We start from the raw sequence: 17,308 nt of genomic DNA, 5'->3' as shown, positions 1-17,308 counted from the left end.
AACGGGGTATCAGCAGCGCTGGTTAGTTTAGCGCCCCCGCTTCCGCTTCCGCGATGCGGTCTGCCAGCTCCTCTCCCGTTCCAAAGTCACGCCCGAGGGCGACTAAGGGTTTGTCCGCCAAACCGGCTGTGGCAAGCAGGGTTTCCCGTGCGGCCCGGGGATCCGGATCCGGCACCACGGTCACCGCTGCTCCGTAGGCCCGGGCAGTAGCGATCGCCGGAACAGAAGCGCTGTCCAGTGCGATGACCTGCGGCGCCATCTCTGCATCCAGCCGCGACTGAAGAGGCACCGTCCCGCTTTCCGCGTTCTCCGGAACCTTCTGCTCCCCGGGGAATCCCGCGCGCAGCCATGTGGGTTCAGAGGCGTTGAGGTCCGCCACCGCCACAGCGGCATCGCCTGGCGATTCCACGACGTGTTCGGTGAATTTTAAAGACGTCGCTTGCTCAAGCGCCTCCAGCCCGCCCGGGTCACGCACGATCACGAGATCCTCCGTGTAGTTGAGCACCGGAACATAACCCACCGCGAAGATAGTGTGCGCGCCGAGTCGCTCAATTTCCTGAATGACCTGATTGTGGTGGTCGCTGTCGTAAATGACCATCGGGGCATGTGCGACCGCAGCCACGGATGCCGCGCGCAGCTGCGAATGCATGTCCCCGTCCGAGAGAATCAGAATCTCGGAGGATTCGAAGAACAATTCGGTCGCTGCGAACCCATGCGGATCGTCGAGCACGACGGGATGGCCCTCAAATTGCTCCGCCACGTGGCGGGAAGAATTCACAGTGCGGGCTTCCTGGAGTTCGGGGTCCTTGTTTGCCGTGTTGCTTGTGCTGCTCGTGCTGCCAGTGGTGGACGTGTCCGCCTCAGGGCCAGGACTCTCGGATGTGCAGCCGGCGAGCACAATGCACGAGCCGAAAACAGCGAGGCTGCGACGTAGCTTCATACGCGGTCTCGCTGCGCCGGCTTGTTCATGGCGTACTCGATCATGCCCAGGAACCGCTCGTGGCGGTCCGCGAAAAACGCCTGCCAGTTCGACGTGAGCAGGTACTCCGGCTCAATCTCGTGGGTGGCTAGCAGCGCATCAAATTCGTCATCTTCCATGATGGCTTTGGACTGTAGCCGGGACAGGTAACGCTTCGGGTCATTGCCCTCCATGACGCTTTCTGTCCGCTTACCCAGCGGTGTGCGGTTGAGCACGGAGGCCGCCAATTGCGGGTCGACATTGTGCACGCGGCAGAAACCGGGCGGGAAAACTTGGTAGAAGCCAGGTTGAAGTTCGGCGACGGTGGTTCCGTCGAAAAGCTTGCCCGTGCGCCAGTCCCTCGCACCGCGCGCCATGAGGAGTGAGAAAAGACCGCGGTAGACGCCCGAGTCTTCGTCAGCGGTGATGAGACGGGATTCGACGAACTCTGCATCCTGAACCGTCTTGGGCACAACCTCGGTCTCGCCCTTCGCCCATGGGGTGACCTGGTCCACGTCCGAGCCCGCGCGTATCGACGGCGAGTGCGCTCCGTACAGTTCTCCGAACACCCCGCTCCAGTACCACTGGTTAATGCGGTCCCACGTCGCCGGATTGTCCAGGCAACCGTCTTCGTAGGACAGGCGCGCGAGAATCACAGCCAGCGGCACCAATTGGCCGTTATAGGGCACTTGGTCGACGCTGAAGATGCAACGGTCCGAAAGGAACTGCGCAGCGCGCTCGAACGCGGCGAGCAGATCGCGGGAGGCCCACAGGTACTCATCCAGTTTCAGGTTGAGAATGTCACCGCGGTGACCGCGCGCGAAACCGTTCATGCCGGATACCAGCAGCGAAACACCGCGCAGGAAACGCACGCGCGTCACCGATCGCAGTGCTGGGTATTGGTGGAGCACCCCCTCGCACTCCTCCCAGTGAGCTGCCAATGAGAAGTCCGGGTTCTCCAGCGCGAACACTGCAGTGAGCAGCTCGAACACGTCCATCGACACGCCCTGGGAGTTCGCCTGCGCGAAAATCTGCCCGACACCGATTTGGGATGTGCCGCGTTCAAGACGGGTCATCGGCAAGTCGTAAGCGGCCAGCGGACGGACAATGCTGCGGTGGAAAGCTTTCACATCCTCGCGTAACGACGGATCCTCCGCATTGGCCGCCATATCGAACAGGAGATCATTTCCCTCCTCCCACAGCAGCGCCGACACCGGCACGACGTAATTGTCCACCATCGTCTGGCGGTCAGTGATGCCGCCGAGAATGTCCGGACCGAAGTGGGAGCGAATCACTCCCTCATCATCCACGGCGAAAATGGCCTCCTCTGGGATCGGCTCAGCCCGTACCGCCGCACGCACATCAACGAAGTAGCGGCGATGGATCCGGCGCTGACGGAAATCCAGCACCTCCAGACGACCGTCACCTTGCAGGGCGAGGTAGAGAGAGGCGAGGCGCTGTTGGCCGTCGAGAAGCAGAAGACCCGGCTCGTTGTCTGTCTCCGGCGCCCCAGGAAGCGTGCGCGGTTTGAAGCGCATCGGCTCATTGCGGGTATCCAACGCCAGCAAGGTGCCCACCGGGTATCCGCGCAGCACAGAGGAAATCAAGGTGCGCGTGCGATCCACATCCCACAGATATGTGTGCTGAAAGTCAGGAATCTGCAGTTCGCCACGATCAATGCGCGCAAACAGGTCGGTCAAGGAGTAGCTCGGCGTGGTAAACCCCATGACCACAACTCTAGATCACTGCGCGTGTTCATGAGGGGCGCAGAATACCTCGTGAGCTGAGTGCTCAGGCCCCTCAAGCTGAATGGTGGCGTGGTCGATCCCGAATTCGCGCAGACGCGCCTGCGCACGGTCAAGCAGCACCCCCTGATCGCCGCGTGTGATGAGGTGAACAGTGCACAGCACGTTGTTCCCACTCATTGACCACAGGTGCAGGTCATGAATGCCCTCCACATGGTCAATCGACAACAGTGCGGCCTCGACTTCAGCAGGGTCAATGTGCGCTGGCACTCGTTCCAGCAGCACGCTTATCGACGTCTTGAGCAGCTCCCACGCCCGCGGGAGCACCATCCCTGCAATCAAAAGGGACGCAATGACATCTGCAGCTTGAAACCCCGTGAAGGCAATGACCAGACCCGCCACGATGACCGCGACTGATCCGAGCAAGTCCACCATCACGTGAAGGAACGCACCCTCCACGTTGATGGAGTGCTTCCGCTGGGAATAGAGCACTGCCGCCGAAAGGATGTTGGCCACCAGACCCACGAATGCCACTGTGATCATGGTGGCCGTGTGCACCTCTTCCCCACTGCCCAGACGGCGCACCGCCCCCACAACGATCCCGATGGAGATGACCACAACGGTGACGGCGTTCAGTGCCGCCGCGAGCACCTCCACCCGGCGGTATCCGAAGGTCGCGTACGCGGAGACTTTCCGCCGGCCAATCAGCACTGCGATGAGTGCGATGATGAGACCGGTGGCATCCGACAGCATGTGCATCGCGTCTGCGAGCAACGCCATGGACCCGGACAGCCAGCCGCCGGCAAGTTCCGCGAGGAACACAATCGCGGTGATCCCAAGCGCGACCGCAAGCGCCCACATGGGCGCGGAATCATGGTGCTGGTGACCATGCCCATGGTGTCCATGGTCGTGCTTGTGTTCCCTCACGGTCACCACTTTATGACATTTTGGCTCTTATTGAAACTCTATTGAAAACTGGAAATCGACGAAAACTGTGCCTCACCTGGGAGTAAACTCATGAATCTAGGTGACCCATCCCCAACTTGTTTCACCCCCTCCCGTCACGTCACCGGAAAAGTTGTTACCTTGGTTACTTGTACGTTAACGAGATGCGTTATTTAGAAAGGTGTCGAGATGACCTCCAAGAACCCGAACCTGAACCCGAACGACCCGAACAAGCTGCCGCACGACGCGAACAACCTGCCGACCGAGCGCATCGGTAACGCTGAGGACCGCATCGGCCGCGGCGAGCCGATCGACGAAACCCGCGTCAGCGAGTCCCGCATCGTCCCGGACGAGGAGAACACCGCCCGCACCGAGACCACCGCTGCGGCAAACCGTCCGGCGACCACGACCGGTGGCTCCACCGCCGCTCAGGAGACCGAGAACGGCGGCGGCAACTGGTGGAAGTGGCTGCTGGGTCTGCTCGCCCTGCTGCTGCTCGGCTGGCTGATCTACGCTCTGGTTTCCGGCAACGGCGACGAGGGCGACGCTGACCCGTCCACCACCACCGTTGGCACCACCACCGTCGACGAGACCACCACCGAGGCTCCGGCTGGCGAGGCTAGCCCGGCTGAGGGTGCTGAGGACGCTGCCGGCGATGCTGGTGACGCCGCAGGCGACGCTGCTGATAGCGCTGGCGATGCCGCTGGTGACGCTGCCGACACCGCAGGCGACGCTGCTGATGAGGCTGAGGACGCTGCCGGTGACGCCGTAGAGAACGCCACCAACTAAGCGCGAAAGGCTTCTGCCCCGCTCCCCTGTCGTTGGGGAGCGGGGCGTTGTCGTATCTGAAACCCAAAGAAAACTGACAAACAAATATGAGCTCCCCTACCGGGGAGCTCATTGTCGTCGAGAAGCGATTTACTGCGCCGTGTCTGTCAGGGGGTTCTTGACCCAGCTCATCATGTCGCGCAGCTTAGCGCCGGTCGTCTCGATCGGGTGCTGTGCGATCTGGTCGCGCAGGCCCTCGAGCTCCTTATTGCCGCCGTCGACGTTGGCGACAAGGCGGCGGGTGAATTCGCCGGACTGGATGTCCTTGAGCACCTCACGCATACGGTCCTTAGCCCCCTCGTCCACGACGCGCGGGCCGGAGAGGTAGCCGCCGAACTCGGCAGTGTCCGAAACGGAGTAGTTCATGTTTCCGATGCCGCCTTCGTAGATCAGATCAACGATCAGCTTCAGTTCGTGCAGGCACTCGAAGTACGCCATCTCCGGCTCGTAGCCAGCCTCGGTCAGGACGTCGAAGCCGTTCATGATCAGCTCCTCCAGGCCACCACACAGCACAGCCTGCTCGCCGAAGAGGTCGGTGACGGTCTCAGCTTCGAAGGTGGTCGGGATGACGCCCGCACGTGCGCCACCAATCGCGGCTGCGTACGACAGGGCCAGCTCACGGCCGTTGCCGTTCGGGTCCTGCTCGACGGCGATCAAGCAGGGCACGCCCTTGCCGTCGACGAAGGTGCGGCGGACCAGGTGACCCGGGCCCTTCGGCGCGACCATGCCGATGGTGATGTTCTCTGCCGGCTCGATGAGCTTGAAGTGAATGTTCAAGCCGTGGCCGAAGAACAAAGCGTCCCCCTCGTTGAGGTTCGGCTCAATGTCGTTTTTGAAGATCTCAGCCTGGGAGGTGTCCGGGGCCAGCAGCATGATGACGTCAGCCCAAGCAGCTGCGTCCGCGTTGGACTTGACCTCGAAACCAGCTTCCTTTGCCTTCTCAGCGGACTTGGAGCCGTCGCGCAGACCGATGACGACCTCGACACCAGACTCGCGCAGGTTCTGAGCGTGCGCGTGACCCTGGGAGCCGTAGCCGATGATAGCGACCTTGCGGCCCTGGATGATGGACAGATCGGCATCGTCGTCGTAGAAGACCTCAATAGCCATGGTGAGAAACCTTTCGTCGGGATATGTGCCTATCCCACTATACGGGAGGGGCGTTTCAAATTTACTTAGAGGGTGCCAGCGTCTTCGCGCCGCGGTTGAGCGCAACACGTCCAGACTGAACCAGTTCGCGGATACCGAAGGGCTCGAGCACCTCAAGCAGAGCCTTCAGCTTGCTCGACGTACCGGTCGCCTCGATGACCACCGAATCCGGCGACACATCCACCACGCGGGCGCGGAAAATATTCGCGGCATCGACAACCTGCGGTCGGTTGCTGTTGTTCGCGTTGACCTTCACCAGCATCAGGGAGCGCGCGATGAACTTGTCCTCTTCCAGGCGGATCACCTTGATCACGTGGATCAGCTTGTGCAGCTGCTTCGTGATCTGCTCCACGGCATGTTCGGAGGCGTCCACAACCACCGTGATGCGGTTGATCCCCTCAGTCTCCGTCTTGGCTGTGGCCAAGGAGACCAGGTTGAAGCCGCGGCGGGTGAACATGGCGGTGACGCGGGTGATGATTCCGTCGACATCCTGAACCAGCACAGACAGGACGCTGCGGGTCACATCGTCATAAAGATCGTTGGTAGTCATTGCTAGTTCTCCTCGTTCACTTCTTGCACGGTTTCGTGGATGTCGGCGGGTGATTCACCGGCGGAGATTTCTTCGTCGAAAAGCGGGCGCAGATCACGCGCGTACTGGATCTCAGAGTTCGAGCTACCGGCGGAAATCATCGGCCACACCTGAGCGTCCTCGCCCACCACAAAGTCGATGACCACCGGACGGTCATTGATCTCGCGGGCGCGCTGGATCGCGGGCAGCACCTCATCCTCCGTGGTCACACGGATCGCTTCAGCACCGAGCGCAGACGCGAGACCCAGGAAATCCGGCACGTACGTGGTGTCCTGGTGCAGCTTCGTGTGGGAGTAGTGGCCCTCGTAGAACAGCGTTTGCCACTGACGGACCATGCCCAGGTTGCCGTTGTTGATCAGGGCGACCTTGAACGGGAAGCCCTCCACCGCCGCAGTGGTGATCTCCTGGTTGGTCATCTGGAAACAACCGTCACCGTCGATCGCCCAGACTTCCTTGTCCGGGCACGCGGCTTTCGCACCGAGCGCTGCCGGAACAGAAAAGCCCATGGTGCCCAGGCCACCGGAGTTGAGCCAGGTCCGCGGGTGCTCGAAGTCGATGAACTGGGCAGCCCACATCTGGTGCTGGCCCACACCAGCAACGTAGATGGCTTCGGGCCCGACTTCCTTGGACAAAGTCTCAATGACGTACTGCGGGGACAGAGACCCGTCCGACTGCGGGTCGTATCCGCGCGGGAAGCGCTGCTTCATGTCGCCCAGGTAACCCTTCCACTCGTCGATCTTCGGAGCGGAAATCTTCTTCGATTTCTTGAAGACATCCGTGAACTCGGAGAGCACCTGGCGGGCATCGCCCACGATAGGCACGTCCACAGCCCGGATTTTGCCGATTTCGGCCGGGTCCACATCGGCGTGGATGACCTGCGCGTCGGGAGCGAAGCGGTCCGGGTCGCCGGTCACACGGTCGTCGAAACGCGCGCCGATAGTGATGAGCAGGTCAGCCTTCTGCAGCGCGGCTACCGCCGGAACGGTGCCGTGCATGCCCGGCATTCCCATGAACAGCTCATGGTGGGACGGGAAAGCCCCGAGAGCCATGAGCGTGGTGACAACCGGGACGCCGGTCAGTTCGGCGAATTCGCGCAGCTCCTTGTGTGCGCCCGCCTTGATGATGCCGCCGCCGGCATAGATCACCGGCTTCTTCGCCTCGGCGATCAGCTTCGCCGCCTGGGTGATCTGGCGCGAGTGCGGCTTTGTCGTGGGCTTGTAGCCCGGCAGGTCCACAGCCGGGGGCCAGGCAAAGTCGAGCTCCGCGTTCTGCACGTCCTTCGGAAAGTCGACCAGGACCGGGCCCGGGCGGCCGGTGCTGGCGAGGTGGAACGCTTCGGCGAGCGCACCCGGGATCTCGTCCGGGTGGCTCACCATGATGTTGTGCTTGGTGATCGGCATGGTGATCCCGCGGATGTCCGCCTCCTGGAAGGCGTCGGTGCCCAACAGCGAGGAACCGACCTGACCGGTGATGGCGACAAGCGGCACGGAGTCCAGGTACGCGTCCGCCAGCGCGGTGACGAGGTTGGTGGCACCCGGTCCTGACGTGGCCAGGCACACACCGACCTTGCCGGATGCCCAGGCGTAACCTTCTGCGGCGTGACCCGCGCCCTGTTCGTGCCGCACCAAAACGTGGCGCAGTTTCTCAGCGGAGAACAAAGCCTCGTACAGCGGCAGCACTGCTCCGCCCGGGATACCGAAGATGACTTCAGTGCCGAGCTCTTCGAGACTGCGGACGATCGCTTCCGCTCCCGTCATCCTCTCCGACTGTTTGCTTTGTGACGCTGCCACTTTTCTCGAACTCCTTTATGAGTTGTGCGGTGTCTACCAGAACAAAACCCCCGCTTTAGATTAGCGGGGGCGCTTGTCGTTTCCGACCTCAGGCAGTGACGTACTTCACGCGTAGGCCGAGCGCCGCGCTGGTACTACCACTAGGTCGAATGTGAACATGCCTAGATCATACACATCTCCCAGGTCTCTATAGGCAATAACGGGATAGGGTTAAAACTGCTATGCCGTTTCAACTAATTTTCAACCAGGTGTGGAGCTGGATCGCCGACACAGGCATCAACCTTGCGCTCCTGATCATCCTCGCGATGCTCGTGCCGCGTGCAGGGCGTTTGGCAAACCGGATCGTCGAGAAGCGGATCCAAGCTTCCCAGGACGAAGACGAGGGCAAGTCCTCGCTGGCAATTGCCGGAGTAGGCATTTACATCATCCAGATCATCGCCTACTTCCTCATCCTGGTTTTCCTCTTGCAGCAGATCGGGTTCTCGCTCGCCGGCGCTGCCATCCCCGCCACCGTGATCTCCGCCGCTGTCGGTTTCGGCTCGCAGCAGATCATCGCCGACTTCGTCGCAGGGTTCTTCATCCTGTCCGAGAAACAGTACGGCGTGGGCGACCTCGTCACCTTCCAGGGCAACGGCGTGGATCTCACGGGCACCGTCATCCAGATCACCATGCGCTCCACGCAGGTGCGCACGCTGGAGGAGTACACGGTGACCATCCCGAACTCCGCCGCCCAGGTGTGCATTAACAATTCCAACCACTGGTCGCGGGCGCTAGTCGTCGTCCCGGTCCCGCTGCTGGGTTCGCGCGACACCGAGGAAGTCATCGCACGCGCCGACAGCGCCGCCCGCCGCGCCATCGCCGACCCGGAGATCGAACCGCTCATCCGGGGCGAACTGCTCTCCCAACCGGGTTTGAACTTGAACGCTCCCACGACTGTGGGAATGCCGTGGACACTGGACATCCGGTATATGATCCGCTGCTCCCCTGGCGACCAGTTCCCCATCGAGCGAGCCATCAACGTCTATGTTCTCGAAGAGTTCTTCGATGAGTACGGTTCAGCTACCCCCGTCAGCGGCGAGACCACGGATGACCCTGACAACCCAAAGACGTCCGCCTTCGCACCCGCATTCGCGTCGAAACGCTACGCCTCGGACTGGGGCCTCGAAGGCGCTGAAGAGGCTCACACGACAGTGATCCCCGCGAACCGAACCGGCATCACCGCCGGTGACACGGAGATTCCGGAGGCAGACAACGACCCAGCTGCCCAAGATCAGACTCAACGCAGGCACGCGCTTGGCACACTCGGCGGACGCGTCCGCGCGTCCACCGGAGCGCTCATCACAGCCTTCATCGTGCTGCTCATCTTCCGCGGGTTGACCATGTCCGCTGCCGAAGATAGCGAAGCGCGATCCGGTGTTCTCGCCCCGCCACGGGTGAACCCGACATCAACTGTGCCGGAAGAATCAACAACGCCGACTGAAACGAAGCAGCCGCCGACTACGGAGCAGACACCGGCAACCGAGCAGACCCAGGCGCCGACGTCGGAGCAGCAGCAACAACGGCAGAACCAGCAACAGCCGGAGCAACAGCCGGCCACGACACCCGCGCAGCAGCCCACTCAGCAGCAGCCCAGCGAAGCCCCGTCCCAGCCGACGGGCGCTCCGCAAGAGGCAGAGCAGACCGAGCAGACGCAAAACTAGCTGACCCTACCGGTACTTGGCTGTGTTTTAGAGAGTGTCCGGGGCATTCGATAGCATGTCTCCCATGACTTCCGAAGGCCGCACCTTCACACCCGAACGCACCCACGTGCTCGCGGTCGGGCTCATCATGGGTATCGCTCTCATCGGCATTTCTTGGGCACCGCAGTACCTGGGCTGGCTGCTCATCTTCCCCATTCTGTTCTTGGCGTGGGTGTTCACCGCCAAGACTCATGTCAGTGACCACGGGCTGGAGTTGACGTACCTATTCAGGAAGAACGTCTCCATCGACTGGGACGATTTGGAGGGTGTCAGTTTCGAAGGTGCCGGTGCGAAAGCAACTGTGGCCGACGGCAGCCAGTACGCCATGCCAGGAGTAACGTTCAACTCACTGCCCGCGCTGTCAGAGGCCTCCGGCGGACGGATCACCGACGTGATCACCGAAGCCGCTGAAGCCGCAGACGGGATGGTCGAAGTTACAGACCAGGAAGGCAACTCGGTGCTCATCACGAAAGAGGAATACGAGCGCCGAGACAACGCACACGACAGCTAAAGGAGCAAGCACGTGTCTCACGCGATCCCCCTTCGTTCTCGGGTCACCACCGCTGGCCGTCAGGCCGCCGGTGCCCGTGCTCTGTGGAAAGCCACAGGCACGAAGGACAACGAGTTCGGCCGCCCCATCGTGGCCATTGTGAACTCTTATACCCAGTTTGTGCCCGGGCATGTGCACCTGAAGAACGTCGGTGACATCGTCGCTGAGGCGGTGCGTGAAGCTGGCGGTGTGCCCAAGGAATTCAACACCATCGCGGTGGACGACGGGATTGCCATGGGCCACGGCGGCATGCTCTACTCTCTGCCCAGCCGCGAGATCATCTCCGACTCCGTGGAGTACATGGTCAACGCCCACACTGTCGATGCGATGGTGTGCATTTCCAACTGCGACAAGATCACCCCAGGCATGCTCAACGCCGCCATGCGTTTGAACATACCCGCCGTGTTCGTCTCCGGCGGCCCGATGGAGGCCGGTAAGGCTGTCGTCATTGACGGCGTGGCGCAGTCCGGCAAGAAGACCAACCTTGTTGACGCGATCTCCTATTCGGCGAACGACGACATCTCCGATGAGGACTTGGACCGCATCGTGGAGTCCGCTTGTCCCACCTGCGGTTCTTGTTCGGGCATGTTCACCGCGAACTCGATGAACTGCCTGACCGAGGCTCTCGGCCTGTCCCTGCCGGGCAACGGCAGCACCTTGGCCACGCACACTGCCCGCCGCCAGCTCTTCGAACGCGCCGGCCGCACGATCATGGACATCACCCGTCAGTACTACGGCGAGGGCGATGAGTCGGTGCTGCCGCGCAGCATTGCTAACCGCGATGCTTTCCGCAACGCCATGGCACTGGACATGGCTATGGGTGGCTCCTCCAACACCATCCTGCACACCTTGGCCGCTGCTCAGGAGGGCGAGGTCAACTTCGACCTCAAGGACATCGACGAGTTGTCGCACGAGATTCCCTGCATCTCGAAGGTCGCCCCGAACGGCACCGCACACATGGAAGATGTCCACCGTGCAGGCGGCATCCCCGCCATCTTGGGTGAGCTCAACCGCGCCGGCAAATTGCACACCGACGTTCGCTCTGTCGTTTATGAGAACCTGCAGGACTGGCTCGACGACTGGGATATCCGCGGCGGCAAAGCGACCGACGAAGCTAAGGAACTCTTCCTCGCTGCCCCCGGCGGTGTGCGCTCCACCGAAGCGTTCTCCCAGTCCAACCGCTGGGACGAACTGGACACCGACTCGGTCAATGGCGTCATCCACGACTTCGACCACCCCTTCAGCGCTGATGGCGGACTGGTGGTCCTGCGCGGCAATCTCGCGGAGGACGGGGCGGTTTTGAAGACCGCTGGCGTGGAGGAGGAACTCTGGGAGTTCTCCGGCCCCGCCCGTGTCGTTGACTCGCAGGAACAGGCCGTCTCAATGATCCTGTCCCGCGAGGTTCAGCCGGGTGAAGTCGTGGTGATCCGCTACGAGGGTCCGGCGGGTGGCCCCGGCATGCAGGAAATGCTCCACCCGACGTCCTTCCTCAAGGGCGCTGGCTTGGGCAAGAAGTGCGCGCTGATCACCGACGGCCGCTTCTCCGGCGGCACGTCGGGGTTGTCCATCGGCCACATCTCCCCCGAGGCCGCGCACGGCGGATTGATCGGCTTGATTGAAAACGGTGACCAGATTTCCATCTCTGTGCGTGACCGCAAGCTGACTCTCGATGTTGACGAGGATGAGCTGGATCGCCGCCGCCAGGCCATGGAGGCTTCGGAGAACCCGTGGACACCTACTCGCACCCGGCACGTGACGAAGGCGCTGCGGGCGTACAGCAAGATGGCCACGTCTGCAGACAAGGGCGCTGTTCGGCGCGTCGATTAGCATGCCTGTAGTTTTCGTCCTGCTCGGCGCGCTCATCGGCGCAATCAACCTCGGGCACAGCTTTTACCTGGCGGCGAACGAGACGCTTCTCGACGTCGGTGTGTTCCGCGACGCCGGCAATGCGTTAGTCAACGGCGATCCGCTTTACGACGGTTTTCCCACCCGCTCGGGCTTCGCCTTCATCTACCCGCCGTTTGCCGCGTTGCTGTTCGTGCCGCTGACCTGGCTGCCCGAAGTAGCGATGGACATTGCCTGGAACACCGCGATCATTCTGGCCATCTTCGCCGTCATCGGGATGGCCTGCCACCGCCTCGGACTGGAGCGATGGTGGATGTGGGCGATCGGGCTGACGGGGTTGTCCACGCTGCTGGACACCGTGTACATGAACCTCTACTACGGCCAGATCAATGTGTTCTTGATCCTGCTGGTGGCAGCGGATGTGCTCGGGTACACCCCGAAGAAGATTCGCGGCATTGGCGTGGGCATCGCAGCCGGGATCAAGCTCACCCCGGCCGCGTACGGTGTCATTTTTCTGGTGCGCAAAGACTGGTGGTCTGTGGCGCGCTCCGCCGGGTTCTTCGCTCTCACGGCGCTGATCGGGTTCGCTCTACGGCCGAAGGAGTCCATCTACTTCTGGACGGAGCAGTTTTTCGCCACCGATCGTGGCGGCGACGTGTTCTACCCGCCCAACCAGGGTGTCGGCGGCATGCTCTCGCGCGGTTTACTCAGCGCAGGGACCGTCGAGTCGCTCGCGCCTTTCATTCTGCTGACATTCGCCTTGCTGTCGATCTTCATTGCGTACCGCCTCGAGCAGCGCGGCCGCAGTGTCGAAGCGCTCCTCGTCGTGGTGCTGGGCATTTCGCTGGGCGCACCGATCGCGGTTTCGCACCACTGGGTGGGAGTCATTCTCATCCTCCCGCTCATCTTCGCTGCCCGAGAGAAGAACCTGCGTGTCCTACTCGCGGTTGCAGCAGGTGCGCTGATCTCGCCGAGCTACACGATTATCGACGAGAGCGAGGCGCAGGTGTGGGCGTGGCCGCTGTGGCTCAACACCAACATCATCGGGTTGATGGGGTTGACGGTCTTCATCGCCTACTTGGCGGTAGCGCTACAGGAACCACCACATGAGGAACGCCGCAGCGACGCCGAAGGCGGCGCAGATCCAGGAACTGGTCATGGGGCGGCGGGCCCAGCTGCGGCCGAAGTCGACGCTGAACAGGCCCGGTCCGGTGAACTGGACGGACGCAGCCATGCCCAGAAGGGCGATCGCTAGCCACACAGCAGGGTTCCAGGTGAACGCGTTCGCACCGTTCTCCGACACCGTGATCAGGTGGAGGGATTCAAAACCAGTGGCAGCAATGGCAAGCATCGCGGCGACTGGAGTGAGCAGACCGAGTACCAGGAACACGCCCGCCGCCAACTGCAGCGTTGGCAAGGCGATGGCGAGGATGCTCGGATAGCTGTACCCGGCGAACTGCTCCTCTAGCCCCGGCAGACCTGGGTTGCCGCCCAGCTGGAAGAAGGTCTCCACGCCCGAGAGGATCAACAGGGCACCGAGGACGAGACGGAGAATCAACGCACCGACATCGATCGTGCCGCGGCCGACAGGTGCTTCGGCCGCGGGTTCTACAACCGCTGGAGCTGCAGGCACCGTGCCGACCGGAGCCGCGGGGCCGTTGACTTCAACGTCGACCGGCCGAGCCAAAGGCTCGCGGGCACCGATACTGACAGACTCGCCTACGGCGGGAGACGCTGCCACTGGCTCGCCCACTTGAGTTTCCGGCTGCGGCGTGGGTGCCGACGGAAACACCTCAGTGGGCGCGGCCTTGCCCGTCCGGTCATACACAGAGGGAGCCTCGGGAACGTCACCGAAGTCATCCAGCTCGTTCACGGGCTCGAGGTTCTTGCGGTAGGAGGTGCTGCCTGAATCAGTCATGCACTTCAATCTAGGCCAGCACTGGCCCCAAACCCGCGAAGCTAACCGCGTGTGCGTGAAGCTGTAGCGCCACCCCAGATGTTGATGGAAGTACCGTCGACGGTCGAGGAGATATCGTCGATAAGCGAAAGCTCCTCATCGCTGAACGCGAGATTATTCACCGCGTCGAGGTTGTCGTCGAGCTGCGCAACGCTGGACGCACCGATGAGCGTGCTGGTCACACTGCGTTCGCCTTGGTCGCGCAGAACCCAGGCAATAGCCATTTGTGCCAGCGTCTGGCCGCGCTTCTCAGCGATAGCGTTGAGCTTGCGCACCGCCTCGAGGTTGGACTCGGAAAGCATTCCGTCGCGAATGGATTTGCCCGCAGCCGCGCGGGAATCTTTCGGGATCCCGTCGAGGTAGCGGTCGGTGAGTAGACCCTGCGCCAGCGGCGAGAACGCGATCACGCCCAAACCATTCTCGGCGGCCGTGCCTAGCAAACCATCCTCCACCCAGCGGTTGAAGATGCTGTAGCTCGGTTGATGGATAAGCAGCGGGCACCCCTCCCCCGCCATCAACTCAGCGGCTTCCTCTGTCAGCTCGGGGCCGTAGGACGAAATGCCGACGTACAACGCTTTTCCAGACGCGACGATATCGCGCAGCGCATACATCGTCTCCGCCAGTGGCGTGTCCGGGTCCGGGCGGTGGTGGTAGAAGATGTCCACGTAGTCCAGCCCGAGACGCTCAAGCGACTGATCCAGCGACGACATGAGGTACTTGCGGGACCCGCCGAATCCATAGGGACCGTCCCACATGTTCCAGCCAGCTTTCGACGAGATGATCAACTCGTCGCGGTGACTGCTGAAATCCTCACGGAGGATCCTGCCGGCGTTGATCTCTGCGGAGCCGTTCGGCGGACCGTAGTTGTTGGCCAGATCGAAGTGGGTCACACCGCGGTCGAACGCGCGGCGCATAATGGCACGCTGCGTCTCTAGCGGTTTGTCATCGCCGAAGTTGTGCCAGAACCCCAGCGACACAGGCGGCAGTTTCAACCCAGAGTTGCCGCACCGCCTGAACCAGTTCTCGCCTCCGCGGGCATAGCGGTCAGGGTCTGCTGTGTAAGAACTCATGCTCACCAATTGTGCCAGACATCTGGTACTCTCGGACCGCTCGAATTCTCCCTCAAAATAAGGCTTTTCATGCAGAAATCATTCAAAATGGCGCTCGCCCTTGTCGGTCTGACTGTCGGAGCCGGCTTCGCCTCCGGACAAGAAGTCATCCAGTACTTCCTCTCTTTCGGCTACTGGGGCATCGTGGGTGCCGCCGTAGCCGGTGTGACCATCGCCGTCTTCAGTGCCTGGATCTACCAGCTCGGGTCCTACTACCTAGCGGAGGACCACAGTGCGGTCTTCCGCAGCGTCTCGCGCCCATGGGTGGCGCGCTACATGGACATCACCACAATGTTCACCTTGTTCTGCATCGGTTTCGTCATGGTGGCCGGTGCCGGCTCGAACATGGAGCAGCAGTTCGGCTTCCCCACCTGGGTCGGTTCCGCGATCATGGTGGTTTTGCTCTTGCTGTCGGGCCTGTTGGACATCGACAAGCTCACCAACGTGATCTCCTTCATCACCCCGCTGCTGATCATCTGTCTCCTCGGCGCGTTCGTGATCACCGTGATGAACATGCCGGACAACCTCAGCAGCATCAACGAGCTCGCGCAGCAGAACCAGCACGCTTCGGGAACCTTCGGTAACTGGCTTGTCACCGCACTCAACTACGCCACGCTGGTGCTCATCATGGACGCCTCCATGATGCTGGTGTTCGCCGGTTCCCACCTCAACCCGGCGCAGGCCGGCAAGGGCGGCCTGCTCGGCGGAATCATGTTCGCTGTGTTGCTGATGATCTTGGTGTTCGTGCTCTTCTTCAACATGGAGCACGTCATGGATGCGGACCTGCCGCTGCTAAAGGTCTTCGACTCCATGCACCCAACTGTTGGCACCGTGGTCTCCGTGGTCATCTACCTGATGATTTACAACACTGCCGTCGGTCTTTTCTACGCGCTCGGCCGTCGCCTCAGCCACGACAAACCGGCGAAGTTCCGCCCCTACTACTTCATCGTCGTGCTCATCGGTTTCGCCCTGTCCTTCATCGGCTTCGCGGACCTGGTCGGATGGGTCTACCCAGTCCTGGGGTACCTCGGTCTCATCCTGGCGATCATCATGGGTGTGGCGTGGTTCCGCGACCGCCAGAACATTAAGGATGAGGCTGGGCGCCGCGAGCGCCTCGCCGAGCTAGCGGAAACACAGCTCGACCCGGACTCGGACGACCTCACGCACGAGGAACGGGCCGAGGTCGAAGAACTGGCATCCGACTCCCATGTCGGCGACCAAGAATTGTGGCAGTCCGTGCAGGAAGAGGTCGCAGCTGATCTCGACGCGGATGACTCCAGCGACTTCGCACTAGCCGACGTCCCCGCTCTCGACCCGGAATCGGATGCCTACGACGGCGCGCCCGAGACCCCGGGCGATGAAATTCACTGGAAGTCCTACGAAGAGATGTACAAGACCGGCGAGTTCCCCGCGGTCAACCCCGACACGAGGTAGGAGGTCGACGTTTAGTCGGCCCTACCCTGGGTGCCACCGAAGTTACAGCCGCGGCCAGGGGCGCCACTTCTCGGGCACACCTGCCATACGGCGCTGCACATCTGCGAGCGTCTCGCGGTTGACCTGGGTGCTTGCCCAGCTGTCGCCGTCAGAAAAGACGTTAGTGCTTTCCATGCACCATGACGATCCCTGGTGTCGTAAACGCTCGGCAAAGCGCCCGCTGACCACGTGTCGTACGATCTCCTCGAGCTGATCAGCTGCCTCGTCCCACACCTCGTCGCAGGCGTCGCAACCGCAGGACGGGAAAGGCCAGCAGGAAACCGCGCCGGCGTGAAGATGAATGCCCGGTAGACCGGAATAGACGAAAGTCAACGGCGCGGTCTGCGGTGCCAACGGTGTCAAACGCACGGCACGCACCACGGTGGGAGCTGGCTGTTGATGAAGAGAATCCAGCAGGGGGTAGTGATCTACCGCCACGTTGTATTGAGCAATGAGGTAATCCACCAGAGCGTCAGCGACAGGGTGCAGCGGAGCGAACCGTTCCGGATGCGTCAGCAGCTCGTAGGATTCATCCGGCGGCGAACCCTCCCACCTACGTCCGTAGGGAATTACGCGCCCTGACTCATCGCGAATCTCGACAGGCCCGATGTACGGACGCTGGTAGCGTTCCACG

Annotated in this window: 14 protein-coding genes and 1 pseudogene; 6 read left to right on the top strand and 9 right to left on the bottom strand. The window is 61.9% G+C overall.

Annotated elements, in window-relative coordinates:
• Positions 1 to 22: 22 nt before the first annotated feature.
• Genes KBX07_RS01110 through KBX07_RS01100 form a run of 3 tightly spaced genes read right to left on the bottom strand, consistent with a single transcriptional unit; the run spans position 23 to position 3,564 of the window.
• Positions 23 to 940, bottom strand: a complete 918-nt coding sequence (locus tag KBX07_RS01110) for a hypothetical protein (protein ID WP_255997380.1) — start codon at positions 938 to 940, stop codon at positions 23 to 25.
• Positions 937 to 2,685, bottom strand: a complete 1,749-nt coding sequence (locus KBX07_RS01105) for a DUF262 domain-containing protein (protein WP_256022642.1) — start codon at positions 2,683 to 2,685, stop codon at positions 937 to 939. The genes KBX07_RS01110 and KBX07_RS01105 overlap by 4 nt, the downstream gene beginning before the upstream one ends.
• Positions 2,686 to 2,700: 15 nt before the next feature.
• Entirely contained in the window at positions 2,701 to 3,564 is an 864-nt protein-coding gene (locus KBX07_RS01100; protein WP_005290428.1) for a cation diffusion facilitator family transporter, read from the bottom strand.
• 273 nt (positions 3,565 to 3,837) lie between these two features.
• On the opposite strand from KBX07_RS01100, the gene KBX07_RS01095 reads away from it, so the two are divergent.
• Positions 3,838 to 4,437: a hypothetical protein gene (locus KBX07_RS01095; protein WP_005290430.1), complete on the top strand. Its 600-nt coding sequence runs from the start codon at positions 3,838 to 3,840 to the stop codon at positions 4,435 to 4,437.
• 129 nt (positions 4,438 to 4,566) lie between these two features.
• Here KBX07_RS01095 and ilvC read toward each other — a convergent pair whose 3' ends face one another.
• The 3 genes from ilvC to KBX07_RS01080 form a co-directional block, all read right to left on the bottom strand.
• On the bottom strand, positions 4,567 to 5,583 hold the full coding sequence (ilvC, locus tag KBX07_RS01090; RefSeq protein WP_256022639.1) for a ketol-acid reductoisomerase: 1,017 nt from the start codon (positions 5,581 to 5,583) through the stop codon (positions 4,567 to 4,569).
• Between the two features lie 61 nt (positions 5,584 to 5,644).
• The gene (gene ilvN, locus KBX07_RS01085) at positions 5,645 to 6,172 is read right to left on the bottom strand and encodes an acetolactate synthase small subunit (RefSeq protein WP_005290434.1); all 528 of its coding nucleotides are present in this window, start codon (positions 6,170 to 6,172) and stop codon (positions 5,645 to 5,647) included.
• A 2-nt stretch (positions 6,173 to 6,174) separates the two neighbouring features.
• Positions 6,175 to 7,968: an acetolactate synthase large subunit gene (locus KBX07_RS01080; RefSeq protein ID WP_370686990.1), complete on the bottom strand. Its 1,794-nt coding sequence runs from the start codon at positions 7,966 to 7,968 to the stop codon at positions 6,175 to 6,177.
• 254 nt (positions 7,969 to 8,222) lie between these two features.
• Here KBX07_RS01080 and KBX07_RS01075 point away from each other — a divergent pair, with 254 nt between their 5' ends.
• The 4 genes and pseudogenes from KBX07_RS01075 to KBX07_RS01060 all read left to right on the top strand — a co-directional run.
• Positions 8,223 to 9,701 carry a mechanosensitive ion channel family protein gene (locus KBX07_RS01075; protein WP_005290437.1) on the top strand — a complete coding sequence of 493 codons (1,479 nt, stop codon included), beginning with the start codon at positions 8,223 to 8,225 and terminating at the stop codon, positions 9,699 to 9,701.
• 64 nt (positions 9,702 to 9,765) lie between these two features.
• A complete protein-coding gene (locus KBX07_RS01070; protein WP_005290439.1) occupies positions 9,766 to 10,251 on the top strand; it encodes a PH domain-containing protein in 486 nt (161 codons plus the stop codon).
• 12 nt (positions 10,252 to 10,263) lie between these two features.
• The gene (gene ilvD / locus KBX07_RS01065; protein WP_005290441.1) at positions 10,264 to 12,117 is read left to right on the top strand and encodes a dihydroxy-acid dehydratase; all 1,854 of its coding nucleotides are present in this window, start codon (positions 10,264 to 10,266) and stop codon (positions 12,115 to 12,117) included.
• Position 12,118: 1 nt separating this feature from the next.
• Positions 12,119 to 12,961 (top strand): annotated as a pseudogene (locus KBX07_RS01060) (glycosyltransferase 87 family protein); the annotation flags it as partial.
• Positions 12,962 to 13,225: 264 nt separating this feature from the next.
• Here the strand turns inward: KBX07_RS01060 and KBX07_RS01055 are convergent.
• Positions 13,226 to 14,053, bottom strand: a complete 828-nt coding sequence (locus tag KBX07_RS01055; protein WP_256022637.1) for a DoxX family protein — start codon at positions 14,051 to 14,053, stop codon at positions 13,226 to 13,228.
• Between the two features lie 41 nt (positions 14,054 to 14,094).
• On the bottom strand, positions 14,095 to 15,162 hold the full coding sequence (gene mgrA, locus KBX07_RS01050; RefSeq protein WP_255997364.1) for an L-glyceraldehyde 3-phosphate reductase: 1,068 nt from the start codon (positions 15,160 to 15,162) through the stop codon (positions 14,095 to 14,097).
• 69 nt (positions 15,163 to 15,231) lie between these two features.
• Between mgrA and KBX07_RS01045 the strand changes: the two genes are divergently transcribed.
• The gene (locus tag KBX07_RS01045) at positions 15,232 to 16,635 is read left to right on the top strand and encodes a hypothetical protein (protein ID WP_255997362.1); all 1,404 of its coding nucleotides are present in this window, start codon (positions 15,232 to 15,234) and stop codon (positions 16,633 to 16,635) included.
• A gap of 42 nt (positions 16,636 to 16,677) precedes the next feature.
• Here KBX07_RS01045 and KBX07_RS01040 read toward each other — a convergent pair whose 3' ends face one another.
• Entirely contained in the window at positions 16,678 to 17,307 is a 630-nt protein-coding gene (locus tag KBX07_RS01040; protein ID WP_255997360.1) for a DUF6226 family protein, read from the bottom strand.
• Position 17,308 lies beyond the last annotated feature (1 nt).

Source organism: Corynebacterium sp. CCUG 70398 (assembly GCF_024454055.1).
In the GTDB taxonomy this organism is placed as follows: domain Bacteria; phylum Actinomycetota; class Actinomycetes; order Mycobacteriales; family Mycobacteriaceae; genus Corynebacterium; species Corynebacterium genitalium.
Note: the sequence above shows the minus strand (reverse complement) of the source record. Positions and strands in the feature narration are given on the sequence as shown.